General features: G+C 70.7%; 22 protein-coding genes, 1 tRNA gene and 1 other RNA gene. 14 read left to right on the top strand and 10 right to left on the bottom strand.

Going from position 1 to position 25,257, the window contains the following annotated elements:
• The first annotated feature begins 57 nt into the window (after window positions 1–57).
• A complete protein-coding gene (gene secA / locus O7617_RS07395) occupies window positions 58–2,985 on the top strand; it encodes a preprotein translocase subunit SecA (RefSeq protein WP_282262405.1) in 2,928 nt (975 codons plus the stop codon).
• A 708-nt stretch (window positions 2,986–3,693) separates the two neighbouring features.
• On the opposite strand, the gene O7617_RS07390 is transcribed toward secA, so the two are convergent.
• The 3 genes from O7617_RS07390 to O7617_RS07380 all read right to left on the bottom strand — a co-directional run bounded on the left by O7617_RS07390 (window position 3,694) and on the right by O7617_RS07380 (window position 6,019).
• Window positions 3,694–4,749 (bottom strand): IS110 family transposase, encoded by a 1,056-nt coding sequence (locus O7617_RS07390; RefSeq protein WP_282257763.1) that lies wholly within the window; start codon window positions 4,747–4,749, stop codon window positions 3,694–3,696.
• 234 nt (window positions 4,750–4,983) lie between these two features.
• Window positions 4,984–5,574, bottom strand: coding sequence for an Rv3235 family protein (locus tag O7617_RS07385; protein WP_282262404.1), 591 nt, complete (start codon window positions 5,572–5,574; stop codon window positions 4,984–4,986).
• A 217-nt stretch (window positions 5,575–5,791) separates the two neighbouring features.
• Complete coding sequence (locus O7617_RS07380) at window positions 5,792–6,019, bottom strand: helix-turn-helix domain-containing protein (protein ID WP_282262403.1); 228 nt, start codon at window positions 6,017–6,019, stop codon at window positions 5,792–5,794.
• A gap of 216 nt (window positions 6,020–6,235) precedes the next feature.
• Here O7617_RS07380 and O7617_RS07375 point away from each other — a divergent pair, with 216 nt between their 5' ends.
• A complete protein-coding gene (locus tag O7617_RS07375; protein WP_282262401.1) occupies window positions 6,236–6,745 on the top strand; it encodes a hypothetical protein in 510 nt (169 codons plus the stop codon).
• Between the two features lie 135 nt (window positions 6,746–6,880).
• Here the strand turns inward: O7617_RS07375 and O7617_RS07370 are convergent, their stop codons facing one another.
• The gene (locus tag O7617_RS07370; protein WP_282262400.1) at window positions 6,881–7,963 is read right to left on the bottom strand and encodes a hypothetical protein; all 1,083 of its coding nucleotides are present in this window, start codon (window positions 7,961–7,963) and stop codon (window positions 6,881–6,883) included.
• A gap of 335 nt (window positions 7,964–8,298) precedes the next feature.
• Between O7617_RS07370 and pruA the strand changes: the two genes are divergently transcribed.
• The 10 genes from pruA to O7617_RS07320 all read left to right on the top strand — a co-directional run bounded on the left by pruA (window position 8,299) and on the right by O7617_RS07320 (window position 17,084).
• A complete protein-coding gene (gene pruA / locus O7617_RS07365) occupies window positions 8,299–9,927 on the top strand; it encodes an L-glutamate gamma-semialdehyde dehydrogenase (protein WP_282262399.1) in 1,629 nt (542 codons plus the stop codon).
• Window positions 9,928–10,100: 173 nt separating this feature from the next.
• On the top strand, window positions 10,101–10,616 hold the full coding sequence (locus O7617_RS07360) for a PadR family transcriptional regulator (protein WP_030490856.1): 516 nt from the start codon (window positions 10,101–10,103) through the stop codon (window positions 10,614–10,616).
• A 118-nt stretch (window positions 10,617–10,734) separates the two neighbouring features.
• On the top strand, window positions 10,735–11,856 hold the full coding sequence (gene prfB / locus O7617_RS07355; RefSeq protein ID WP_282262398.1) for a peptide chain release factor 2: 1,122 nt from the start codon (window positions 10,735–10,737) through the stop codon (window positions 11,854–11,856).
• 118 nt (window positions 11,857–11,974) lie between these two features.
• Window positions 11,975–12,655 (top strand): cell division ATP-binding protein FtsE, encoded by a 681-nt coding sequence (ftsE, locus tag O7617_RS07350; protein WP_030331491.1) that lies wholly within the window; start codon window positions 11,975–11,977, stop codon window positions 12,653–12,655.
• A 67-nt stretch (window positions 12,656–12,722) separates the two neighbouring features.
• On the top strand, window positions 12,723–13,598 hold the full coding sequence (gene ftsX, locus O7617_RS07345) for a permease-like cell division protein FtsX (protein ID WP_282262397.1): 876 nt from the start codon (window positions 12,723–12,725) through the stop codon (window positions 13,596–13,598).
• Between the two features lie 140 nt (window positions 13,599–13,738).
• Window positions 13,739–14,218, top strand: coding sequence for an SsrA-binding protein SmpB (gene smpB / locus O7617_RS07340; RefSeq protein WP_282262396.1), 480 nt, complete (start codon window positions 13,739–13,741; stop codon window positions 14,216–14,218).
• 104 nt (window positions 14,219–14,322) lie between these two features.
• Window positions 14,323–14,698: a transfer-messenger RNA gene (gene ssrA, locus O7617_RS07335) on the top strand.
• 69 nt (window positions 14,699–14,767) lie between these two features.
• On the top strand, window positions 14,768–15,439 hold the full coding sequence (locus O7617_RS07330) for a hypothetical protein (protein WP_282262395.1): 672 nt from the start codon (window positions 14,768–14,770) through the stop codon (window positions 15,437–15,439).
• 147 nt (window positions 15,440–15,586) lie between these two features.
• On the top strand, window positions 15,587–16,084 hold the full coding sequence (locus O7617_RS07325) for a hypothetical protein (RefSeq protein ID WP_282262394.1): 498 nt from the start codon (window positions 15,587–15,589) through the stop codon (window positions 16,082–16,084).
• A gap of 46 nt (window positions 16,085–16,130) precedes the next feature.
• A complete protein-coding gene (locus O7617_RS07320) occupies window positions 16,131–17,084 on the top strand; it encodes a hypothetical protein (RefSeq protein ID WP_282262393.1) in 954 nt (317 codons plus the stop codon).
• Between the two features lie 9 nt (window positions 17,085–17,093).
• Here O7617_RS07320 and mdlC read toward each other — a convergent pair whose 3' ends face one another.
• On the bottom strand, window positions 17,094–18,689 hold the full coding sequence (mdlC, locus tag O7617_RS07315; RefSeq protein ID WP_282262392.1) for a benzoylformate decarboxylase: 1,596 nt from the start codon (window positions 18,687–18,689) through the stop codon (window positions 17,094–17,096).
• Window positions 18,690–19,010: 321 nt separating this feature from the next.
• On the opposite strand from mdlC, the gene O7617_RS07310 reads away from it, so the two are divergent.
• Both O7617_RS07310 and O7617_RS07305 read left to right on the top strand, forming a co-directional pair.
• Complete coding sequence (locus tag O7617_RS07310; protein WP_088986211.1) at window positions 19,011–19,601, top strand: YqgE/AlgH family protein; 591 nt, start codon at window positions 19,011–19,013, stop codon at window positions 19,599–19,601.
• Window positions 19,602–19,691: 90 nt separating this feature from the next.
• A tRNA-Ala gene (locus O7617_RS07305) sits at window positions 19,692–19,764 on the top strand.
• A 15-nt stretch (window positions 19,765–19,779) separates the two neighbouring features.
• Here the strand turns inward: O7617_RS07305 and O7617_RS07300 are convergent.
• From O7617_RS07300 to O7617_RS07280, 5 genes are all read right to left on the bottom strand, one after another.
• Complete coding sequence (locus tag O7617_RS07300) at window positions 19,780–21,036, bottom strand: HAMP domain-containing sensor histidine kinase (protein ID WP_282262391.1); 1,257 nt, start codon at window positions 21,034–21,036, stop codon at window positions 19,780–19,782.
• Window positions 21,033–21,689, bottom strand: coding sequence for a response regulator transcription factor (locus O7617_RS07295; protein ID WP_282262390.1), 657 nt, complete (start codon window positions 21,687–21,689; stop codon window positions 21,033–21,035). The genes O7617_RS07300 and O7617_RS07295 overlap by 4 nt, the downstream gene beginning before the upstream one ends.
• Window positions 21,690–21,760: 71 nt before the next feature.
• Window positions 21,761–23,020, bottom strand: coding sequence for a cation:proton antiporter (locus tag O7617_RS07290; RefSeq protein ID WP_282262389.1), 1,260 nt, complete (start codon window positions 23,018–23,020; stop codon window positions 21,761–21,763).
• Entirely contained in the window at window positions 23,017–24,270 is a 1,254-nt protein-coding gene (locus tag O7617_RS07285; protein ID WP_282262388.1) for a cytochrome P450, read from the bottom strand. Before O7617_RS07285 ends, O7617_RS07290 begins: the two co-directional genes overlap by 4 nt.
• Window positions 24,267–25,256, bottom strand: a complete 990-nt coding sequence (locus O7617_RS07280) for an alpha-hydroxy acid oxidase (protein WP_282262387.1) — start codon at window positions 25,254–25,256, stop codon at window positions 24,267–24,269. Before O7617_RS07280 ends, O7617_RS07285 begins: the two co-directional genes overlap by 4 nt.
• Window position 25,257: the final 1 nt, after the last annotated feature.

Genomic DNA, 25,257 nt, shown 5'->3' with positions numbered 1-25,257 from the left:
CATCACGCCGATGGAGCGCCTACGATGGTTCGAGACTGTCTAGGGGAGCGTTGATCCGTGTCGATTCTGGAAAAGGTCCTTAACGCGGGCGAGGGCCGCATGGTGCGGCGGCTCAAGGCCATCGCCAATGCCGTCAGCTCGATCGAGGACGACTACATCAACCTCACCGACGAGGAACTGGCCGGCATGACCGAACAGTTCCGGGAGCGACTCGACGAGGGTGAGACCCTCGACGACCTGCTGCCGGAGGCGTTCGCCGTGGCCCGCGAGGCGGCCGCCAGGGTGCTGGGCCAACGCCCGTACGACGTCCAGGTGATGGGCGGCGCGGCGCTGCACTTCGGCAACATCGCCGAGATGAAGACCGGTGAGGGCAAGACGCTGACCTCGGTCATGGCCGTCTACCTCAACGCGCTGTCCGGCAAGGGCGTGCACGTGATCACGGTCAACGACTACCTCGCCCAGCGCGACGCGGCGTGGATGGGCCGGGTGCACGAGTTCCTCGGGCTGACCGTCGGCGTGGTGCTGCCCAACCGGCCGGCCAGCGAGCACAAGGCCGCCTACGAGTGCGACATCACGTACGGCACCAACAACGAGTTCGGCTTCGACTACCTGCGCGACAACATGGCCTGGTCGAAGGACGAGCTGGTCCAGCGCGGGCACAACTTCGCAGTGGTCGACGAGGTCGACTCGATCCTGATCGACGAGGCCCGCACCCCGCTGATCATCTCCGGCCCGGCCGAGCACTCCGCCCGCTGGTACGGCGAGTTCGCCGGTGTGGTGGCCCGGCTCCAGCCCGGCACCGACGGTGAGGGCGACTACGAGGTCGACCACTCCAAGCGCACCATCGCCGTGACCGAGCGCGGTGTCGCCAAGGTCGAGGACCGGCTCGGCATCGACAACCTCTACGAGTCGGTCAACACCCCGCTGGTCGGCTACCTCAACAACGCCATCAAGGCCAAGGAGCTCTACAAGCGCGACAAGGACTACATCGTCAGCGACGGTGAGGTCCTGATCGTCGACGAGTTCACCGGTCGCATCCTGCACGGCCGTCGCTACAACGAGGGCATGCACCAGGCGATCGAGGCCAAGGAGGGGGTGGAGATCAAGCAGGAGAACCAGACCCTCGCCACGATCACCCTCCAGAACTACTTCCGCCTCTACGAGAAGCTGTCCGGGATGACCGGTACGGCCCAGACCGAGGCGAGCGAGTTCAACAAGGTCTACAAGGTCGGCGTCGTGACCATCCCGACCCACCGCCCGATGGTCCGCGAGGACCGGCCCGACGTCATCTACAAGACGGAGAAGGCCAAGTTCAACGCCGTCATCGAGGACATCGCCGAGCGGCACCAGATGGGTCAGCCGGTGCTGGTCGGCACCGTCTCGGTGGAGAATTCCGAGATCCTCTCCCAGTTGCTGCGTCGGCGCGGCATCCCGCACAACGTGCTGAACGCCAAGTTCCACGCCCGGGAGGCCGAGATCGTCGCCCAGGCCGGGCGCAAGGGCGCGGTCACCGTGGCGACCAACATGGCCGGCCGTGGCACCGACATCCTGCTCGGCGGCAACGCCGAGTTCCTCGCCGCGAACGAGCTGCGCCAGCGCGGCCTCGACCCGTTGGAGAACGAGGAGGAGTACGCCAAGGCGATGGAGGAGGTCCTTCCCACGTGGAAGCAGGCCTGCGACGCCGAGGCGGAAGAGGTGGCCGCCGCCGGTGGCCTGTACGTGCTGGGCACCGAACGGCACGAGTCCCGCCGGATCGACAACCAGCTGCGCGGTCGTGCCGGCCGGCAGGGTGACCCGGGTGAGTCCCGCTTCTACCTGTCCCTGCAGGACGAGCTGATGCGACGCTTCCGGGCCGGTGCGGTCGAGGCGGTGATGGAGCGCTTCAACATCCCTGAGGACGTGCCCATCGAGTCGAAGATGGTCACCCGGCAGATCAAGAGCGCCCAGGCCCAGATCGAGGGCCAGAACGCCGAGATCCGCAAGAACGTCCTCAAGTACGACGAGGTGCTCAACAAGCAGCGCCAGGTCGTCTACGCCGAGCGGCTCCGGGTGCTCAACGGCGAAGACCTCTCCGACCAGGTCCGCAACATGATCGACGACACCGTCGAGGCGTACGTGCGGGGAGCCACCTCGGAGGGCTACGGCGAGGACTGGGATCTCGAGCAGCTCTGGTCCAGCCTGAAGCAGCTCTACCCGGTCGGCGTGACGATCGAGGAGCTGGAGGAGGAGGCCGGCGGCTCGCGTGCCGGCATGGACACCGACTTCCTGGTCGCCCGCCTCAAGGACGACGCGAACGCCGCGTACGACCGGCGCGAGGAGGAGCTCGGCACCGAGGGTGTGCGCCAGCTGGAGCGGATGGTGCTGCTCCAGGTCATCGACCGGAAGTGGCGCGAGCACCTCTACGAGATGGACTACCTCCAGGAGGGCATCAACCTCCGGGCGTACGCCCAGCGCGACCCGGTGGTGGAATACCAGCGCGAGGGCTTCGACATGTTCGCCACCATGATGGACGGCATCAAGGAGGAGACGGTCGGCTTCCTCTACAACATCGACGTCCAGGTGACCGAGCCGGAGCCGGAGGAGGGGGCCGACGAGGTCACCCTGCTCGACAAGCCGGTGGAGATCCGGGCCAAGGGCCTCAACCAGGCACCGCGGCGGCAGGGCCTGCAATACTCCGCTCCGACCATCGATGGTGAGGCCAGCCCGGGCGCGGTCGCCGTCGAACAGGCCGAGCAGCAGGCTCCGGCGCTCGGCGTGGGCCGACCGGCCCCGAATGCTCCGGCGGCACCGGGGCAGACCGCCCCGTCCGCTCCGCAGCGGCCCGCATCCGGCCTTCGCGGCCCGGCGCTCCCGACGGCGGGCTCCCGTCGTCCGGCACCGAACCAGGCGGAAGCGAGCAACGGCCCGTCCCGCAACGCGCCGTGCCCGTGTGGCTCGGGTCGCAAGTACAAGCGCTGCCACGGCGCCCCCAACGGCGGCAACTGACCATCAGCACCTGACGAATCGGGTCCCGGCCGACAAGGCCGGGACCCGTTCGTCGTTTCCGGCCGTTCGTCGTCCGCGGTCTGCGCGGGCCTCTCACCCCGCCCCGCGCCTCCCGCCCCGCGCCTCCCGCCCCGCGCCTCCCGCCCCGCGCCTCCCGCCCCGCGCCTCCCGCCTCCCGCCTCCCGCCTCCCGTCTCCCGTCTCCCGTCTCCCGATGATCATCTCGGGTTCAAGGAAGCCGGGGTGTCGTCGACGGGTTGATGGCCCGACTTCCAAGAACCCGAGTCGATCAACCCCTGCGGGCGCGGCTGGCGCTGGTGTGGTCTGACATGGCCTGGTCCGGCTTCGGCTTCGCTCGGCCTGGCCTGGCCTGGCCTGGCCTGGCCTGGCCTGGCCTGGCCTGGTCCGGCTTCGGCTTCGCTCGGCCTGGCCTGGTCCGGCTTCGCTCGGCCTGGCCTGGTCCGGCTTCGCTCGGCCTGGCCTGGTCCGGCTTCGCTCGGCCTGGCCTGGTCCGGCTTCGCTCGGCCTGGCCTGGTCCGGCTTCGCTCGGCCTGGCCTGGTCCGGCTTCGCTCGGCCTGGCCTGGTCCGGCTTCGCTCGGCCTGGCCTGGTCCGGCTTCGCTCGGCCTGGCCTGGTCCGGCTTCGCTCGGCCTGGTCCGGCTTCGCTCGGCCTGGTCCGGCTCGGGTGGGTCGGATGCTCCTATAGAAGTCAAGGGGTGTTGAGGGCGGTGAAGTCGGCGAGGAGGGCGGTGTGGACCTCGCGGACGATGTAGCGCTTGAGGCAGCGCATGATCTCTTTTTTGTTGAGTCCTTGTTTGGTGCGTTTGTCGACGTAGGCGCGGGTGCGGGGGTCGTAGCGCATGCGGACCAGGGCGATGGTGTGCAGGGCTGAGTTGGCGGCTCTATCGCCGCCGCGGTTGAGGCGGTGCCGATCGGTGCGTCCGCTGCTGGCGGGGATGGGTGCGGCTCCGCAGAGGTGGGCCAGGGCGGCGTCGGAACGCAGCCGGTCGGGGTTGTCGCCGGCGGTGGTCAGGAGCTGTCCGGCGACGTCGGGGCCGACGCCATAGACGGCGCTCAGGTGTGGGGCGGTGCGGGCGACGACGGGTCGTAGCCGGCGATCGGCCTGGTTGATCTCGGTGGTCAGGGTCTGGATCCGGGTGGCGATCACGGCCAGGGCCGCCTTGGTGGCTTCCACAGGGTCGGTGAGCCGGGTCTCGTTGACGGGCAGTGCGGCGCATCGGTTGACGAGTGTCGTTGCCGGACCGTTGAGTTCTTGGCGCAGCGTGTCGGGCGCGGAGGCGATCAGCCCGTGCAGCTGGTTGAGGGCAGCGGTGCGGGCCTTGACCGCTCCGCGTCGGGCGACCCGCAGGGCGCGGATGGCTTCGACGGGGCCGGTGCGGGTCTTGGGTGTGCCGTTGGCCTGCCCGGACAGGGCCGCGCGGGCAGCGGCGAGCGCGTCCAAGGGGTCGGACTTACCTTTGGCGCGGCGGGCCCGCCGATCGGGGCGGTCGACCTCGACCAGGGCGATGCCACGAGCGGTGAGGAAGCGGGCAAGTCCGGCGCCGTAGGTGCCGGTGCCTTCCACGCCTACCTTCACCACCGCACCGAACCCCCGCAGCCAGGCCAGCAGGAGCTGGTAGCCGGCGGTGGTAGCCGGGAACTCCTGATCACCCAGAATCCGGCCGGCCTGATCAACCGCCGCCGCGTGATGAGTCTTGCCGTGGGTATCGACTCCGCCTGTGACCTGACGCTTCCTGGCTGCCATGCTGAAACCGTCGTCCCTCTCGCTTGCACCGAACAGGGTCGGCACGCACCGCCGGGACGGGCGGACAGGACAGTGATGGGACCTCTTGCACAGGCTCCTATCAGGTCACGAACGCCCCGCAGGTGAGTGCAGGAACGGGTCACCCGGACAGGCCGACGAATCCGCTAGAAGACGCCAACGTCAGTCAGAGGCTGAGTCAGACCAGCCGGGTGATCCGCTCCTACATCCTCACTGTCAGAGGACGTGCAGGGCGGTGCAGAGCCAGCGGCCCCGACGATGTTCCAGGCGGAGCGCCATCGCCCAGCTCGTACCGGCTGTGCTGGTGAGGACGGCAGCCGCCTCCACGGCGGCTTCCCGAGGCTCGCAGACGCGCAGCCGGAGCAGTCGGACCGTCGGCCGGGTGGCGCGGCGGCGAGGTGCGCCGGTTCGCGTGGAGGCGCGGGCCAACTCGGCCAGTAGGTCACCCGCTCGTGGTGGGTCGAGCAAGGCACGTAGCTGTGCCGGCGAGCGGTAGCCGTTGATCACTTCGAGGCAGGTGCCGACGAACCGATGCGCGGCTCGGGTGGACTCCGGGGCGGTCGCCGGAGGGAGCGACGTGACCGGGTGCGTGGTGGGCCGAGTGCGCACTGGGCGGAGGGCGGCTCGGCGCTCGGGTGGTCGCACCGGATCCGGTCGGGTCGAGGCGAAGAGGTCGAGGGCGAGCTGGCCGTGGACGGGAGCTGGCCAGTACGAGTCGTCGACCTCGTCGGCGTAGGGCGGATCGATGGGCGGGACGGGGCGCAACCGCACTGGTGGTCGGGAAGGGCCGGGTCGCGCCTCACTCATCACCCCTCCTTGATCTTGCGTTTGCTTACGTTTGCCTACGACAAGCCTAATTCTGGGCGACGAAACGGCTTCGGTCAATGCCTTGAGGGTGGGTCGGCCAGCACCGAAAGGCTTGATCCACTCGACTTCGCCGACATCGCGGTATCCCGGCGGCGCGGACACCCCGACTTCGCCGATATGGAGTGGATCAAGCCGGGCGCAGGCCAGAGGGCTGCGCTTACTCCGGGTCGCGGTCGACCAGGGGGTTGCTCTGCACCCATTCGGCAGTTTCGTGGTATTTGCGCGCGATGTAGTCCTCCAGGCGCGCGCGTTCGACGCGCCACTGGCCGCGTCCACCGATCTTGATCGCGGGCAGTTCGCCGCTGCGCACCATGTGGTAGACCTGCGAGTCCGACACGTTCAGCTCGGCGGCGACGTCGGAGAGCAGCAGGAACCTCGGCTCCACAGGAACTCCCGGGGTTGGTGTCGTTTGGCTCAGTTTGCCACCGAAGGCCCGTACCGCCCAGCACCCGGCTCCTCCTACAGCAGGGCGGACCGCGCAAGACACACCGGCCGGAAACTTCCACCGGCCGGAGGCGGGGTGTATGACGGTCACGGCGTGCGGCATGATCTGCGCCCGTGCCGGCGGCCGCCGGCGGTGGACGATGCGGGGAGACGACCGGTGACCGACGAGCTTGTCCGGGTGTACGTGCCGGCGACCGTACCGATGTTGGCCCGGCTGCGCGCGGAGGGCCTGGCCGCCGACGAGGCGCATGCCGTGACTCCGGCGTTGCGCGAGTGGTACGCCGAGGGCGACGAGGAGGAGCTGGAGTACGTCGCGTTCACCCGAGCCGCCCAGGACGCACTGCACCTGCTCCGGGCCGACCCGAGCGCTCCCCGCCGCCGTGTCGTCGTCTCGGTCGACCTGCCGGCGGGCGCGGTCGGGCGGGGCGACGGTGAGCTGGGTTCCAGCACGGTGACGTTGGTCGACGCGGTGCAGGTCGGTGCCATCGCGGCCATCCACGTGGATGGGGCGGAGGCGGTCGAGGACGTCACCGCGGCGGCCGACGTGGTGACCGAGGCCGCCGCCGGCGACCCCGACGCGCAGTTCGCCGTCGACGGCGCTGAGGACCACGAACTGGAGTGGTACGACGTGACGGAGCTGGACCTGCTGCTGCGCGCCGCCGGCTGAGCCGGACGCCGCGAGCGGGCGAGGTGCGGGGCCCGCCGGTCAGGCGCTGAAGCGATGCCGCGAGCTGTGGGCCCGGTCGCCAGGCACCAGGCCGGTTCCAGCCCGACCCGCCACGAGCCGGGCGTGAACCGTAGGTCAGCGGGCGGGGTCGGCCTTGGCCGGGTCGGTGTCGAGCCTGTCGAACACCTCGGCCGGGTCCGGCTCGGCGGCATCCGAGGCGACCGGCTTCGGCCTGTCGGCCGGTTCGTCGTCGTCGTGGTGTGCGGGGCCGAGCGTGCGGCCGAACGCGATGAGCGCGGTCAGCGCCCCGACGAAGAGCACCCAGATGCCGTTGTCGATCCGTGAGGTGCCCAGGGAGGTCTGCGCGACCGCGTCCGCCTCGCTGAGCGCGCTGGCGAGGTCGAGCAGCGACCGGCCGCCGACCCGGATGATCACCTCGGCGAGCAGCAGGAACAGCCCCGGCCCGGCGCCCGCGAGCAGGTACGCCGGCCAGCGCAGCGCCGGCGCCTCGGGGTCGTGGCGGAGGGCTCGCCGTCGCGACCAGGTCAGGTAGCCGTAGGCGAGCAGCCCGGCGAGCAGCCCGGCGGCGAGCGACTCGGTGCGGGACACCCACTTGGCGGCGTCGACCACCGACTGTTGGCTGTCTCCGGCCCCGAAGAGGTCGAACAGCGGGTCCCGGGCCTGGCTGAAGGCGACCACGAAGAGGAGCGTGCCCAGCGCGGCGGTCACCACCGCGCCGACCGCCGGGGCGGTCCGGGCGGCGGCCACCGCACCGCCGATGATCGCCGCCGCCGCGGTGGTGCCGGCGATCACGTTGGTGGTCGAGGTGTCGAAGTAGGTGAGGTTGATCGCCAGCGCGGAACCCAGACCGACCAGCATGCCGCCGCCGATCGCCCCGGTGAAGCGCAGCGTGGCCCAGTCGCCGTACCGACGGGCCAGCAGGTTGCCCGCCGCCAGCGCGACGGCGGCCCCGGCCACCAGCGCGGCGGAGATCACGCCGGGCAGCGCGAACGCGGAGAGGCTGATCGCGGTGACCCCGGCCGCCGCCGAGGTGATGGCCTCCCGGGTGGACCAGAGCATGGCGGTCAACCACCCGAGTGCCAGCAGCGCGAGGACCGCCGCGCCGGGCGCGGGCAGCGGTCGGTTGGTGGGGGTGGCCGCTTCGGCCGCCGGGTCGTCCGACTCCGCGGCCGGGACGCGGCCGGGCTGCTTGGTCATCGTCTCCCCTTCGAGGCGGCAGGTCACCGACCATTCAGGGTACGCGGGCCCGCTGGGCCGCCCGCCGCCCCGGGAGGACCGGAAGGGGGTACGCGCCGGGCGGATGACCGGCACCGGGGTCGAGTCGCCGGATCGAGCCCGGTCGGTAAGGGGAGAAGGGGTGGGCCGGTCCTTGGCCGAAGGTGATGGCGGAGGTGGGGCGCGCAGCTCTCCATGGGAGAATCACGGGAGGTCCCGCCGCTGCTCGGCCCCCGGGTGGCGTCCGGTGTCCGGCCGTCCGGTCGGTGCCCGCGGGTCCGGTTTCGCCACTGCTGTCGAGATCGCCAGGAGCCTTGATGGATGCCGTGTTCTCCGTTCCCGAGCCGCGCAACGAGCCGGTTCGCAACTACGAGCCGGGCAGCCCCGACCGGGACCGGCTCCAGCGGCGGCTGACCGAGCTCGCCGCCGAGCGCATCGACCTGCCGATGACCATCGGTGGTGAGCAGCGGATGGCCGCCGGTGACTCGATCGACGTCGTCCAGCCGCACAAGCACGCGCACGTGCTGGGCGTGACGGGTCACGCGACCCACGACGACGCCCGCGCCGCGATCAAGGCGGCCAAGGACGCCGCTCCGATGTGGCGGGCGCTGCCCTTCGAGGAGCGCGCCGCGATCTTCCTGCGTGCGGCCGAGTTGCTGGCCGGTCCCTGGCGCGACACCCTCAACGCCGCCACGATGCTCGGCCAGTCGAAGACCGCGATCCAGGCGGAGATCGACTCGGCGTGTGAGTTCATCGACTTCCTGCGGTTCAACGTGCACTTCGCCCGCCGTCTGCTCGAGGAGCAGCCGGCGTCCTCGCCGGGCGTCTGGAACCGTTTCGACCACCGCCCGCTGGAGGGCTTCGTCTACGCGGTCACCCCGTTCAACTTCACCGCCATCGCGGGCAACCTGCCGTCGGCGCCCGCGTTGCTGGGCAACACGGTGATCTGGAAGCCGGGCCCGACCCAGCAGTTCGCCGCGCACTTCACGATGCGGCTGTTCGAGGCCGCCGGCCTGCCGCCCGGCGTGATCAACATGGTCACCGGGCGGGGTGAGGAGGTCTCCGACGTCGTGCTCGCCGACCCGGACCTGGCCGGCATCCACTTCACCGGGTCGACGAAGGTCTTCCAGCAGTTGTGGCGGGCCGTCGGCGACAACATCGCCAGGTACCGGGGCTACCCGCGTCTGGTCGGCGAGACCGGCGGCAAGGACTTCGTCGTCGCGCACACCAGCGCCGACGTGGACGCCCTGCACACCGCCCTGATCCGCGGCGCGTACGAGTACCAGGGTCAGAAGTGCTCGGCGGCCTCGCGGGCGTACGTGCCACGCTCGATCTGGGAGGGTGGGCTGCGCGACCGGCTGGCCGCCACCACCGACTCGCTCACCTACGGCGACGTGGCCGACTTCGGCAACTTCGGCGGCGCGGTGATCGACGACAAGGCGTTCGCCAGGCACACCGCCGCGTTGGAGTTGATCGCCGGTGACGACTCCTGCCGGGTGCTGGCCGGTGGCACCGCGGACGACTCGGTCGGCTACTTCGTCCGGCCGACCCTGTTCGAGTGCTCCGACGCCGCCCACGAGACCTTCACCACCGAGTACTTCGGGCCGATCCTGGGCGTGCACGTGTTCGACGACGCCCGCTTCGACGACGTGGTCGCGCAGGCCGAGTCGATCGCCCCGTACGCGTTGACCGGCTCCGTGTTCGCCACCGACCGCCGGGTGGTCGACGCGGTCGCCGAGCGCATGCGGTACGCGGCCGGCAACTTCTACATCAACGACAAGCCGACCGGTGCGGTGGTCGGCCAGCAGCCGTTCGGCGGTGCCCGGGCGAGCGGCACCAACGACAAGGCGGGCTCCTGGCTCAACCTGGTCCGCTGGCTGTCACCGCGGACGATCAAGGAGACTTTCGTGCCGCCGACCGACCACACGTACCCCCACATGGGCTGACCGGCGACGACCGCCGGCGGCGCGCGGCGCTGCCGGCGGTCGGCCGATCTGCCGCAATCCATCGATAGTCCTGAACGGACAGTCTGCCGCCGACAGTGCACTTAGGAAGTCCGGTCGGGTGGCAAACTGGCAAATCCTGGACGCCGGGTGCGCAAAGTGGCAGCGTAGTGGGCATGGCGGATTCCGGAGTCAACCCCACGGCGGCGGCCCTGCTCGGGCTCCTGCACGAGGGCCCGATGACAGGCGGTCAGTTGATGGCCGCCGCTGAGCGCCGTCTGGCGCCGTACTGGTCGATGACCCGCAGTCAGGTCTACCGCGAGTTGCCGGTGCTGGCCGAACGGGGTTTCGTGCGTCTCGGTAAGCCGGGGCCGCGGATGAGCCAGCCGTACGCACTCACCGCCAGCGGGAAACGGACGTTTTCCCGCTGGCTGGCGGAGAACCCGGGGCGGGACACGATCCGCAACCCGATCGCGCTGCGGATGGCCTTCGGCAACCTGCACTCGGCGAGCCAGCTGAAGGGCCTGTACGCCTCGGCCAACGAATACCACACCGAGGCTCTCGCCCAGGTCCGGGAACAGGTCAAGAACGCCAAACGGGACGGCGAGACGTACGACGCCAGCGCGCTGGAGTTCGCCGTCGCCTACCACAAGGCGGCCCTGTCCTGGCTGAAGTCCGCCCCGGTCGGGTGATCTCCGGCGGGTTCGCCGGCCGGGACCCGGCCGTGTCTTCCGGGTCGCCACGCCACATTTGCGCTGAACTGCGGGCCTCGCAAGCTCACTCGTCGCCCGCGCAGTACGCTTGTCTGTCGTGACCGCTGCCGATTACGCCGAACAGCTCAAGGAACTCGACGCGACCCTGCGCAACATCGAGGCCGTGCTCAACATCGACCGGCTCCACGAGGACAAGGCCCGCCTCGAGCAGGAGGCTTCCGCCCCCGACCTCTGGGACGACCAGGCCAAGGCCCAGCAGGTGACCTCGCAGCTGTCGTACGTCAACGGCGAGATCAGCAAGCTGGGCAGCCTCCGTTCCAGCCTCGACGACGCCCAGGTGCTGCTGGAGCTGGCCGAGGCCGAGTCCGACCCCGGCGTGCTGGCCGAGGTCGAGTCGGAGATCACCGGGTTGACCAAGGCCATCCAGGAGATGGAGGTCCGCACCCTGCTCTCCGGCGAGTACGACTCCCGGGAGGCGCTGGTCGCCATCCGGGCGGGTGCCGGTGGCGTGGACGCCGCGGACTTCGCCGAGATGCTGCTGCGGATGTACCTGCGCTGGGCGGAGCGGCACGGTTACCCGACCGAGGTCTACGAGACCTCGTACGCCGAGGAGGCGGGCCTCAAGTCGGCGACCTTCGCGGTGAAGGTGCCGTACGCGTTCGGCACGCTCAGCGTCGAGTCGGGCACCCACCGCCTGGTGCGGATCAGCCCGTTCGACAACCAGGGCCGCCGGCAGACCAGCTTCGCGGGCGTCGAGGTCCTGCCGGTCACCGAGCAGACCGACCACATCGACATCCCGGAGAACGAGGTACGCGTCGACGTCTACCGTTCCTCCGGCCCCGGCGGGCAGAGCGTCAACACCACCGACTCGGCGGTCCGGCTGACCCACATCCCGACCGGCATCGTGGTGACCTGCCAGAACGAGAAGTCCCAACTGCAGAACAAGGCTTCCGCGCTGCGGGTGTTGCAGGCCCGGCTGCTGGAGCGCAAGCGCCAGGAGGAGCAGGCCAAGCTCGAAGGTCTCAAGGAGAACGCGGCCGGCTCGTGGGGCGACCAGATGCGGTCCTACGTCCTGCACCCGTATCAGATGGTGAAGGATCTCCGAACCGAGCAGGAGACCGGCAATCCGAGTGCGGTCTTCGACGGTGAGTTGGACGGTTTCATCGAGGCGGGCATCCGTTGGCGCAAGCAGCGGCAACTCGCTGACGACGGTGCGTAACGGCGCGTGGGCGCAGCGCGTCATCGATCTCCAGGTGGGAGCCTGATTCGGCGACTCGTGACGGATCGGCGGGGCGTGGGGCTTGGCTCAGTTGTTACACCGCGTAGACTCACCACCCGTGATTCAGCTTGAGCAAGTGACGAAGACGTACCCGAAGGCGTCCCGGCCTTCGCTCGACAACGTGTCCGTCTCGATCGAGAAGGGCGAGTTCGTCTTCTTCATCGGTCCATCCGGCTCCGGCAAGTCCACGATCATCAAGATGCTGCTGCACGAGGTGGCCCCCAACAAGGGGCGCGTCGTCGTCAACGGCAAGGACGTCACGTCGATGCGTTCCTGGAAGCGACCCCACTTCCGGCGCTCCATCGGCTGTGTCTTCCAGGACTTCCGGCTGCTGCCGAACCGCACCGCCTACGAGAACGTGGCGTTCGCCCTCGAGGTGATCGGTAAGACCAAGGCGGTCGCCCGCCGGGTCGTGCCGGAGGTGTTGGAGCTGGTCGGGCTCGGTGGCAAGGAGCACCGTTACCCGCACGAGCTCTCCGGTGGTGAGCAGCAGCGGGTCGCGGTCGCCCGGGCGTTCGTGAACCGTCCGCTGATCCTGCTGGCGGACGAGCCCACGGGAAACCTGGACCCGGACACCTCGATCGAGATCATGCGCCTGCTGGACCGGATCAACCGCACCGGCACGACCGTCGTGATGGTCACCCACGACTCCAACATCGTGAACCAGATGCGCCGCCGCGTCGTCGAGATCGAGAGCGGTCGCATCGTGCGTGACCAGGCCCGCGGCGTCTACGGGTGAGCCGACGCTCCACCCTTGCGCAGCCTGACGACGAACACCTCATGCCGGAGACCCGGAGGAAATCCCGATGCGCGTGAAATACGTCCTGTCCGAGGTACTGGTCGGACTGTGGCGCAACGTGACCATGTCCATCGCGATGATCATCACGATGGCGGTCTCGCTGACCATGCTCGGCGCCAGCGGTCTCATGTACCGCCAGGTCGACGACATGAAGGACCTCTACTTCAAGAACATCCAGGTCGCGATCTTCCTGAACCAGGAGGTGAGTGAGCAGGAGCGCACCGATCTGCGGACCAAGCTCGACGGTGACCCCCTGGTGAAGGAGGTCATCTACGTCGACAAGGCCCAGGCGTACGAGCGCTTCAAGACGATGTACCAGGACGCTCCGGACCTGGTGAACGCGGTCAAGCCGGATCAGCTGCCGGAGTCCTTCCGGATCACGCTGAACAACCCGGAGCAGTACAAGAACATCTACGACCAGTACAAGGAGACCGGGGGCGTCGACGAGATCGTCGACCAGAGCAAGCTGCTCGACAAGATCTTCAACATCCTCACGTCGATCCAGAACATCGCACTGGCCGCCGCCATCGTGATGGCGATCGCCGCCCTGCTGCTGGTCGCGAACACCATTCAGGTGGCCGCGTACAGCAAGCGGCGGGAGGTCGCGGTCATGAAGCTGGTCGGCGCGTCCAACTGGTTCATCCAGGCGCCGTTCGTGCTGGAGGCCGTGGTGGCCGGCCTGATCGGCTCGCTGCTCGGTCTGGTGGCCCTGATCGCGGCGAAGTATCTGCTCTTCGACGGCTCGTTGAGCGCGTTGCAGGGTCTGCTCTCGCCGATCACCTGGGGTGACATCCTGTTCATCTTCCCGGTGATGGCCGGTGTCGGTGGTCTGGTCAGCGCGGGCACCGCCTGGATCACCCTGCGCTTCTACCTGCGGGTCTAGGCACCGTACGGGTCGTCCCGTGGTCTCCTCAAGGACCCTCCCGCAGCCGGAAATAAACGGCGCGGGAGGGTCCTTGTAACATGATCGGTTGTCCGGCCGGGGTGAGCCCGGCCACCGACGCCGGAGAGGGGGTGGCACCGATGCCACGGGAGAAGGGGCGCAAGGTGGTCGCCTCCAACAAGAAGGCGCGCCACGACTACGCGATCCTGGACACCTACGAGGCGGGCATGGCGCTGACCGGCACCGAGGTCAAGTCGCTCCGGGCCGGGCGCGCGTCGCTCGTCGACGCCTTCGCCCAGGAGCGCGACGGCGAGTTGTACCTGCACGCCATGCACATCCCGGAGTACACCCAGGGCACCTGGACCAACCACGAGCCCCGGCGTACGCGCAAGCTGCTGCTCAACCGGAGTGAGATCGACAAGCTGGTCGGCAAGACCCGCGAGGGCGGTCTGACGATCGTCCCGCTGCAGGTCTACTTCTCGGACGGCTGGGCCAAGGTCGAGATCGCCCTGGCCAAGGGCAAGAAGGCGTACGACAAGCGTCAGGATCTCGCCAAGCGGGACGCGGACCGGGAGATCGCCCGGGTGTCCGGTCGACGCGGCAAGGGCATGGACGACTAATTCATCCTGTTTGTCCGGGTCGGCGCGTCGGGCCGGGGCTCGGGATGAAAGCCGTTGCGCCAGGCGTTAGTCTTGTCAGTGCCACCACATCGGTGGCCTGTCGAGGGGGTGACTGGTTTCGACTTCGTACGCAGCGACAGGGGAAGCGAGCCGAGGAAGCCGACGTCGTCTCGAGAATCGGTCGTCGGAAACCAATAAGCGCCAAGAACACTCGCGCTGACTTCGCTCTCGCCGCCTGAGGCGAGTAGCAAGTCTGTCGGCCTGGGAGCGCCTTCGACCCAGTTAGCCGGCATCAGCTAGAAGGCTGGCCAATCGGACCCGGTCGCGGGGTCCGTGCGGCGAGATCAATCAGCGACTGGGCCCGTCACACCAACTTGCTCGCGTGAGCGGTGGGGCCGAGTAGAGGCACAGCGAGCTGCGCTCGGAGAAGCCCTGACAAACCGGCGAAGGACCCGGGTTCGATTCCCGGCACCTCCACCACCTCGAACGAAGCGCCCCGGCCCACCAGCCGGGGCGCTTCGTCGTGTCGGAGGTCCTACGCTGCCTGCTGTGACCCACCAGGAGCTGCGCCTGTCGGTAGGCGCGTCACCCGCTCAGCGCACCGTGGCGGTCCTGTCCGGTGTCTTCGTCGCGGCCGTCGGTGTGGCGTTCGTGGCGCTGCCCCTGCTCGCCGGCGGGCTGCTGCGTCGCTTGACCGGTCCCGGGGACGCGTTCGCCTCCTACGAGGAGGCCCGCGATCTGCCGCCGGGAATGCTGCCGCCCGGTCTGCGGGATTCCGCCGACGGTGCGGACCAGTCCGGTTTCGCCCCGGTCGTCGGGCTGTGCGGCCTGCCGTTCGTCCTGCTCGGCGTCTACCTCGTGCTGCGGGTGCTCCGCACCGCCGCGTGGCTGGACGGCACCCGGGTACGGGTCCGGGGCGCGTTCCGTACCCGTACCGTCGACCTCGCCACGGCCCGGATCGACGCCGACGGGGTGTCGCATCGCGGGGACGACGCTTCGACGGTCGGGCAGCGGCTGCGCGCCGCCGTCGTCGCCGTCGACCGGACCGGCGCGCCGCGGGTCGTCATCCCGCTGCGCGGCATGGGCCTGGACAGCCTGCCCCCGTCCGAGCTGCGCGCGTTGGCGGACGCGATCACGACCGGCCGACCGGCCGACGGGCGCGACGACCCCGCGCACACCGTCGCCGACGAGTTGCACCGCCTGGCGGCACACCCTCGCTAGGCCACTCCTGGCCCCGTGACCGGTGACCATTGATGCGGATGGGGCGTTCGGGGCCAACGAGGCAGATGAGCCTGAGGGCCCTGGACAGGGCCGACCGGTGAGCCTCACCATCGCGGTATGGGATAGCAGCGTCGCGCGGGAGGTGCCATGGTCACCGGTCCGGTCCAGCAGCCGTCACTCGTCGCCCGTCCGCGTGCCGCGCACCCCGTCGATCCACATCCCATCGGGCTACCCGGAGAACCCCGCCCGGCCGGGCTCGCCGGAGACGTGCACGCCTTCGGCCGGGCCGTGGCCGTCCCCACCACCGAGCCGCGCTGGCGCGAGGAGGTCCTGTCACGGCTGCGTCCGGTGCGGCAGGGCTTCGCCGAGCACGTCCGGGTCACCGAGGGCCCCGGAGGTCTCTACCGGGAGCTGCTCACCCAGTCGCCACGGCTGGAACACGGTGTGCGCCTGCTGACCCGTGAGCACGCGCCGATCGTGGCCGCGCTCCTCGCGGTCCAGCGGATCGCCGAGCAGCCCGAGGCGCACCCGGACGAGTTACGACATCGGGCGGGGCACCTGCTGCGGAAGTTGGCCCGCCATCGGCGTCGCGGTGCGGACCTGCTCTGGGAGGCGTACCAGACGGATCTGGGCGGCGAGACCTGAGCCCACCTCGGGGAACCGTGGGGTCGGTGGCCGCGTCGAACCGGTCATGCGTCGACCGGTCCTGTTGCTCGTCCTCCCGTTGCTGGTCGTGGCCGGCTGTGCCCCCACCCGTGCGGATCTGTTCGACGGTCCCAGCGACCCACAGCGTGCCGAAGCCTTCGACCAGCGGGCCGCCCGGGTCGCCGAGGCGTGGCAGCCCGGCCCGGAGTGGCGCACGGGGTACGTCCCGCTGGAGGGGCCGACCATCCTCACCGGCGACCCGCGCTTCACCCCCGACACGGAGGCGGCGTTCCGGGCCGGCTGGTACCGGGCGCAGGTTCCGCTGTACCCCACCAGGGTCGGCGGCGAGATCCGGTTCCCGGACGGCCGACTGACGCTGCCGCTGGTCAGCGCCGCCGAGGCGTACCGCCAAATCGACCAGGGTGACCCGTTGCCCTGCCCGGGGCGACCGAAGCGGCCCGGCCTGCCCACCCCCGGCGGCCCCACCGTCGAACCGGGACCGGATGGTTGGACCACCAGCACGGCGGCCCCGACCGCCTGCCGCTCGCTCACCGTCACCGGGGTCACGCTGGGCAGCGTGCCGGTCCGGACGAGCCGGGGTGAGGCGCAGGTCCCGGCCTGGCTGTTCACCGTCGAGGAGTTGGCCGCCCCGGTGGCCCGGCTCGCCGTCGCGCCCACGGCGGTGGGCCGGGTGCCCGAGCCCACCGCGCCAGCCGAGCCGTTGCCGGACGGGCTGGTGTCCGCCCAGGACCTCGCGGCGGTCGACGGTGCCCGGTTGATCGTGCGGCTCGGCGTCGGTACCTGCGACACCGCGATCACTCCGCTGGTGTGGGAACGGCCGGACGTCGTGGTGGTCGGCGGCAGCGTCACCCGGAGCACCGACGTCTGCCCCGCCATCCTCAAGATGGAACCGGTCACCGTCATCCTCGCGGCGCCGCTGGGCGCCCGGCCGGTGCTGGACGTGTCCACCGGCGCCGCGCTGTCGATCGCGTCGCGCTGACCGGTCGGCTCAGAGGATGCTGGGCACGTCGGTGCTGATCGGCACGGGCAGCACGGTGGGTCGGTCGGCGCGCAGTCCGGCGGCGAGCGCGACGCCGAGGTGGTCGGGGGTCTCCACCACCTCGGTCGCGCAGCCGTAGCCGGCCGCGATCGCGACGACGTCCAGCCCCGGCAGGTCCAGGCCGGGCACTCCGGGCGTGTCCTTCAGCTCGGCGAACGCCTTGAGGATCGCGTACTGCTGGTTGACCGGGACGACGACCACCACCGGCAGGGCGAGGCGCGCGGCGGTCCACAGCGCCTGCACCGAATAGTGGAACGAACCGTCGCCGATCACCGCCACCACGGGTCGCCCGCGCCCGGCGTCGCGCTCGGCGAGGGCCACCCCGATCGCCGCCGGCAGGCCGTAGCCGAGCCCTCCGCTGGCCATCGTGAAGTACGACGCCGGGCGGTTGACCTTCAGCTGGCGGCGCAGCGCGGACAGGTTGGAGGGTGACTCCTGGACCAGTACGCCGTCCGCCGGCCAGTGCGCGGCCAGCGCGGCGAACAGGGCGTCCGCGCTCAGCGGGGCGGTGACCTCGGGTGCTGCCGGCGCTTCCCGGGGCGCGGGCGGTGGCCGGTCGGCCGGTGGCACCCGTTCGGTCAACGCGGTCAGGGTCAACCCCGGGTCGCCGAGCAGGCTGTCTCCGACCGGGGCGCGGGCGGCCTCGTCGGGATCGTCGGTGACGTGGAGCAGCCGGGCCCCGTCGGGCAGGTGCCCGCCCGGTACGTACGGGTAGTAGCGGAACACCGGGGCGCCGACGACCAGCACCGTGTCGTGCCCCCGTAGCGCCTCGGCCAGCGGACCGATCGCGTACGGAAGCACTCCACGGAAGTGGCTGTGGTCCTCCGGGAACACGGCACGCTCGGGCGCGGGAGCCGACCAGACCGGCGCGGCCAGCCGCTCGGCCAGCGCGACGGCTGTCGACCAACTGCCGGAGCGGTCCACCCCCGGCCCGTACACCAGCACCGGGTTGCGGCTGCCGGCGAGGACCCGGACGAAATCGTCCAACCGTTCCGGATCCGGTGCGAACCGGGTGGCGACCGAGCGCGGCGCGGGCGACGGGTCGGCCGGTTGGGCCCAGTCGTCCATCGGCAGCGAGAGGAAGACCGGTCCGGCCGGTGGTTGCACAGCCGTCGCGTACGCCCGCAGCACCGCGGCGGGGATGTCCTGCGCTCGGGCCGGCTCGTAGGCCCACTTGACGTACGGCTGCGGAAGTTCGGTGGGGCGACGGTTGGCCAGCCGGGGTTCGAGCAGCAGCATCTCCCGGGTCTGCTGTCCGGCGGTGACGATCAGCGGGGTCTTGTTGTGCCACGCGGTGACCAGGTTGCCCATGCCGTTTCCGGTGCCCGGAGCGGTGTGCAGGTTGACGTGCGCCGGTACTCCACGGGCCTGGGCGTACCCGTCGGCCATCGCCACCGCCGACGCCTCGTGCAGCGCGTGGACGTAGTGGAAGTCGGCGGGGAAGTCCTGGAGGAACGGCTCCTCGGTGGACCCGGGGTTGCCGAATACCGTGGTCATGCCGAGGGTGCGGAGCACGTCGTACGTCGCGTCCCGGACCGTTGCCATCGCCACCCGCCTCCGTGTCGCGGGCAGGGACGACCGTGGTCACCCTCCCGATCAGCCGAATCTATCGGGATGTGACGGACCTTTCGGGCGTTTCTCCACCGACTGTGGCCAAGAGCATCGATCACCAGGAGGTTCGTCGCCGGGGGTGTCGAATCTCCGTCTCAACTGTCCGATCACCTGCCGGTCAGACCTTAGCCAGCACCGGGGACGCAGGCTATGGTGCCAGGCATGGCGTTGACAGCGCGGCTGATTCCGGCGCACCGGGTGGATCCGGCAGATGACCGATCCCCGGCGCCGGCTCACGGTTGACGGGTGTGTGGGATGCAGGGAGAGGGCCAGGCGATCGGCGGACGAGCCATGGAGTCGATGACCGGGCGGCTGCTGGTCGCGACTCCGGCGCTCAAGGACCCGAACTTCGACCGTACGGTGGTGCTGCTGGTCGCCCATGAGCCGGGCGGCGCGCTCGGCGTGGTGCTGAACCGGGCCACCGAGGTGCCGGTGGCCGACGTGCTCGGCGACTGGAGTGACCTGGCCCGCCACCCGGCGGTGCTGTTCGAGGGCGGCCCGGTGCAGCCCGACTCGGCCATCTGCCTGGCCCGCATGCGACACCCGATGCGTCGGCTCAAAGGCTTCCACCAGGTCTCCGGAGCGGTCGGCACGATCGACCTGTCGGTCGACCCGGAGCGGCTGCGGGAGGGCATCGGCGGCATCCGGGTCTTCGCCGGCTACTCGGGCTGGGGCGGCGGCCAGTTGGAGCAGGAGATCGCCGACGGCTCCTGGTTCGTGCTGGACGCGCTGCCCGGTGACGCCTTCGTCGACCGGCCCGACGACCTGTGGCCGATGGTCCTGCGCCGGCAGGGCGGGATGATGGCCGCCGTCGCGCACTTCCCGCCGGACGTGGCGCTCAACTGACCCGACATCGGCGGGGGACCCCCGCGAGATGACCATGCCGGCCGGTCTGTGTATAGTTTCCGAGTGCCCGGGCGACCGGGACGACAGCAAGGGGCCGTGGCGCAGCTGGTAGCGCACCACACTGGCAGTGTGGGGGTCAGGGGTTCGAGTCCCCTCGGCTCCACCCTTGTTTTACAGGTCAGCGGCCTGGCTTGATGCCCATCAAGCCAGGCCGCTGACCTGTTTCCGCTGCGGATGTGCGGGGCGGGATCGTCGGCAGGCAGACGGTGAAGGTCGCCCCGGCGCCGGGCCGGCTGTCGGTGGAGATCGTCCCGCCGTGGCTGGTCACCACCTCGCGCAGGAGGGCCAGACCCAGGCCGAAGCGCCGGCCCTTGGCCCCGGCGCCACGGTGGAAGCGGTCGAAGAGGTGTTTCACGTCAGCGGGGTCGAAGCCGGCTCCGCTGTCCGTGACCACCAGTTCCGCGCTACGCCGGGAGGCGCGCAGGGCGACGTCGATGCGGCCGCCGGCCGGGGTGTGGGTGAGGGCGTTGGCGAGCAGCTCGCCGACCACCCGGCGCAGGGCCGAGGCGACGCCGGGGACCAGAACCGGGGTGTCCGGGACGGTCAGGTGCACCTGTACGCCCTGCTCGGCGGCGCGGTCGGCCTCGCAGTCGACGGCCTCGGTAGCGAGGCGGGCCAGGTTGACGGGCTCGGAGGGTTGCCGTTCGGCCGGGGTGGCGGCGAGGCGGGCGGAGAGCAGGAGTTCGTCGACGATCTCGCCGAGGCGGCCGGTGGTCTCGATCAGGCGGTCGTAGTCGGCGCGGTCGGCACCGGCGCGGCGGGCCAGGATCTGGGCGCGGGTGTGGACCTGGGCGATGGGGGTGCGCAGTTCGTGGCTGGCGTCGGCGACGAAGCGGCGTTGCCGGCCGAGCGCCTCGGCGAGCGGCGCCACCGCCCGGCGGCCCACGGTGATGCCCGTGAGTGCCGCCGCGGCGAGGCCGACGACCGCGGCGAGGAGGAACGCGGCGAGCAGGTGACGCCGGTCGGAGACCTGGAAGCGCGCGTCGAACACGGCTTGCACGACGCCGGTGCCGCGCGGCTGGGTGCGTACGTAGTAGGTCGTGCCGTTGCGGTCGACCTTGTCGCTGCGGACCTGGCGGTCGAGGGCCACCGCGTCGATGGCGGACCGCAGTGGGAAGCCCGGAGGTGGCGGGTTGCGGCCCGAGTCGATGGTGCCGCCCTCGTACAGGATGATCCAGTTGCACCCCGGCGGCCCGTCGATGGTGCCGTTGACCGCGCCGTAGGTGAGCTCTCGTTCGATCTGTTCGTGCTGGCTGTGCAGCAGCGTGGCGTAGGAGATGGCGGCGCCCAGGGCGAGCAGCGCCGTGATGGTGAGCCCGACGAGCATGCTGACCCGCACCCGGGCCCGGCGCAGCATGGTGTCCTCGAAGCTCACAGTGTTCCCAGTCGGTAGCCGAGGCCGTGCACGGTCCGGATCACCGAGCGGCCGAGTTTGCGCCGCAGGTAGTAGACGTACGTGTCGACCAGGGACGCCGCTGCCGCCTCGTCGAAGACCCGGCTGCGCAGCTCGGACCGGGAGTGGACGGTGTGCGGCCGGGCCGCCAGCACCCGCAACAGCTCGAACTCGCGGGCGGACAGGGCGATGCGGGTGCCGTCGGGCAGGACGACGTCACGTACCGAGAGGTCGAGCTGGCCCGGGCCGAGCCGCAGCACCTCGGTCGACTCGGAGGTCCGGCGGCAGAGGGCCCGGATGCGGGCGCTCAGCTCGTCGAGGTCGAAGGGTTTCGTCAGGTAGTCGTCGGCGCCCGCGTCGAGCCCGGCGATCCGGTCGTGGACGGTGCCGAGCGCGGTCAGCAGCAGCGCCCGGGCGACCACGGCGCGGGAACGCAGCCGGACGACCAGATCCAGCCCGTCGAGGGCGGGGAGCAGGCGGTCGATCACCATCACGTCGTACGGCCGGGTGAGCCCCAGGTGGAGGCCGCGCTGGCCGTCGGGGGCCTGGTCGACGACGTATCCCTCGTCGGTCAGGGTCTCCGCGACCATGCCGCGTAGCTCCGAGTCGTCCTCGACGAGCAGGAGTCGAGTCATGCCTAGATAGTGACACCGATGCATCGACAAGTCTCTATGTTCCGGAAAACTTGTCGTCTCAAACAAACAATCTACCGGCTTCCGGTGGTCACGAGCGACGGTGTGGCGGCAGAAGTGCGCGCCTCGCGCCGCTCGATCCAGCCGAGCAGCGGTGTCGTCATGAGTGTCGTGACGAGCGCGACGAGCACCAGCACCGTGAACAGCGACGAGTTCACGATGCCCGCCTCCAGCCCCACGTTGAGAGCGATCAATTGCATCAGGCCCCGGGCGTTCATGAGGGCCCCGACGCGCAACGCGACACCGTTCGGCTCGCCCATCAACCGGGCCGCGCCCCAGCAGGCGCCGAACTTGCCGATGATCGCCACGGCGACGCACGCGGCGGCGAAGCCGAGCACGGCCGGGTTGCCCAGCAGCGCGAACTCGGTACGCAGCCCGGAGTAGGTGAAGAACAGCGGCAGGAACACCGTCGCGGCGATCGGCGTCAACGTGTCCACCACCTTGTCGGTCTGGGCGGAGTGCGGCATCACCACGCCGACCGCGAAGGCGCCGAAGACCGCGTAGAGCCCGATCTCGTCGGTGTACCAGGCGACCAGGAAGAGCAGCGCCACGGTGCCCAGCAGCCGCGCACGGTCGCCCGGGAGCCCCATGACGTAACCGGTCACCCGCCGCCCACCCAGCCACAGCACCACCGCGAACAGCGCCGCGCCACCCGCGCAGACCAAGGCCGGGCCGACCGCGCCCGAGGCGAATGCCAGCACCACGGCCAGCATGATCCACGCGACCATGTCGTCGATCGCGCCGGAGGCCAGGGCGAGCAGCCCGAAGCGGGTGCCGGCGAGGCCGCGCTCGGTGATGATGCGGGCGAGCATGGGGAAGGCCGTGATCGCCAGCGCCACACCGACGAACGCCGCGGACACACCGAGCGACACGCCCTCCGCGCGGATCGGGACGAACCCCGCCATGCCCAGGACCAACAGGACCCCCAGCACCAGTGGAACCGTGACGCCCGCCAGCGACACCGCTCCCGCCGTGCCCGCCAGCCCGGTCACCCGGTGTGAGGTGAAGGCGTACCCGGCCTGGAACATGAACAGCACCAGACCGACCTGGCCCACCACGTACAGGATCGGCAACAGCGGCGCGGGGAACAGCGCGGCCTGCGCGCCCGGCCACAGCAGGCCCAGCAGCGACGGGCCGAGCAGCACCCCGGCGAGCATCTCGCTCACCACCGGAGGCTGACCCGCCCTGCCGAGCAGCCAGGAGACCAGCTTGCAGAAGAGCAGGATGACCGTGACCGCGATGAAGAACCGCGGGGCGAGTTCGGTGGGGGTCACGGGCCTGCCTCCTCAAAGAATCGGGTGCACAACTTCTGTCGCCGGGCGTCGACGACCATCCAGGTGCCGCAGGCGAGCTGCTTGACCGACCGCCCCACGTCGAAGAACCGGTCGCGCTGCCGCATCAGGGCGAGCCGGTCGCGGCCGGGACCGGGGAGGCCCCGGGGCGTCAGGTACGCGGGACCGCGGCTCGGCAGCGAGCGGGTGTGCGCCACCGACGAGCTGACCGAGAAGCGCCGCAGCACCTCGCGGGTCGCCGCGCGCAGTTGGACGGGGGCCGAGCCACGCGCCGGACAGGCCCGGTTGGCGGTGACGCCGTACGGGATGAAGTGCGCGTCCTGCCGACGCAACGTCGACCAGCGGTCCGGGTTGAACTCGGCGTCCGCCGCGGGGCCGGTGCGCTGGTAGGCCGGATAGTTGAAGAGCAGCACCGATCCGGTGGGGAGGACGTGATCGCCGACGGTGATGGGTCCGGAGGTGATCCGGTGCGCGATACCGAACAGCGGGTACACCCGCAGCGTCTCGTCGATGAGCCGGTCGAGAGAGCCGTCGGAGGTGTCCGTGACGGCCCCGGCGCACAGCAGGATGTGCGTCATGGCCTCCGACATCTGCACTACCGCCGTGTTGAAGAACGCACCCTGCAGATACCAGGCGGTCTCCAGGGCGGTGAACGGCGGTGGCAGCACGACCGGGCACGTCCCGGCGTCGATCCGGTCCAGCAGGTAACGCGTCAGGCGGTCCCGCCGGGACATGTGCCGCAGACTCATCCCCTTCAGTGCGGTGACCACGTCGTCCGCGTTCGCCACGATGAGTTCCCGGACGTCGCGCGGGCAGGGCGCGCCGAACACCAGCTCGTAGGAGACCTCGGCCCAGATCGGCATCATGAGGTCCCGTAGCCGCACGTGACTGATCCGGTCGGTCGGCAGCGCGTCGAGGATCCGCCGGGTCGCGGCCGTGGCCAGCTCGTCGGAGCGCGCGTGGGGGACGGCGAGTACCTGACGCGTCGTCCGCGCGACCGTCCGGTACCGCTCGCCGGGCTCCAGGTGCTCCTGGTGCATCTGCGGACCGGGCGCGAGCCAGTACCAGAACAGGTCCGACAGGCCCGCTCCGCGGCTGCGCCCGTCGGCGGCCGGGTCGCTGTAGACCCGCTCGAAGTCCTCCGGCCCCACCAGCGGCCCGGGGACGGGAACGCCCTCGGTCCCGTTGACCCGCTCGAAGATCCACTCCCGGAGGGTGACCACGGCCTTCACCGGCTCACCACCTGGTCGGGCGTCACATCGGCCGGCCGCCGCGCCCCGGCCAGGGCGAGGGCCTGATCCAGCTCCGTCGTCAGTCGTTCGAGTGTTTCCCGTACGCCCGCCGCGCCGCCCGCCGCGAGCCCGCGTACCACCGGACGCCCCACCAGCACCGCCCGCGCCCCGAGCGCGAGCGCGATCAGCACGTCGGTGCCGCCGCGCACACCCCCGTCGAGCAGCACCGGGATCTGCCCGCGCACGGCTGCCACGACTCCGGGCAGCGCGTCGAGCGTGGGGATCGCCCCGTCGAGCTGTCGCCCACCGTGGTTGGACACGATCACGCCGACGGCGCCGTGCTCGACCGCGAGGCGGGCGTCCGCGGGATGCAGGATTCCCTTGAGCAGGATCGGTAGTCCCGTGACGCCACGCAGCCAGGAGATCCGATCCCACCCCGCCGTCGCGTCCATCGCGATCGAGCGCACCCGGCCGGTCGCGTCGCGCATGTTCTCACAGGCGTAGCCGGGTGGCAGGTCGGTGAAGCCGTTGCGCACGTCACGCTCGCGCCGCCCGAACACCGGGGAGTCCACTGTCACCACGAGCGCCCGGCAGCCCGCCGACTCGGCACGCTTGACCACGTACTCCGTGAAGGCGAGATCGGGTTGCGGATACAGCTGGAACCACAGCGTCGCGCCCGCCGCCGCGATCTCCTCGACCGGCTGGGTGGCCGCCATGCTGACCACCATCGCGGTCCCGGTCGCCGCGACCCCGCGCGCGGTGGCCGTCTCGCCGTCCGGGTGCGCGAGTCGATGAAAGGCCGTCGGAGCGACCAGGACCGGGGCGGCCAGCGATGTGCCGGCCACCGTGGTCCGCAGGTCCCGCTCGCCGGTCGCCCGCAGCACTCGTGGCACGATCCACCGCCGCTCGAAGGCCCGTTCGTTGGCGGCCACCGTGCGTTCCCGCCCGGCGCCGCCCTCGAAGAAGTCCTGGTGGACAGGGTCCATG

The sequence above is a fragment of the Micromonospora sp. WMMD1155 genome (assembly GCF_029581275.1).
Lineage (GTDB): Bacteria > Actinomycetota > Actinomycetes > Mycobacteriales > Micromonosporaceae > Micromonospora.
This window is presented reverse-complemented; position numbering and strand designations above follow the sequence as displayed.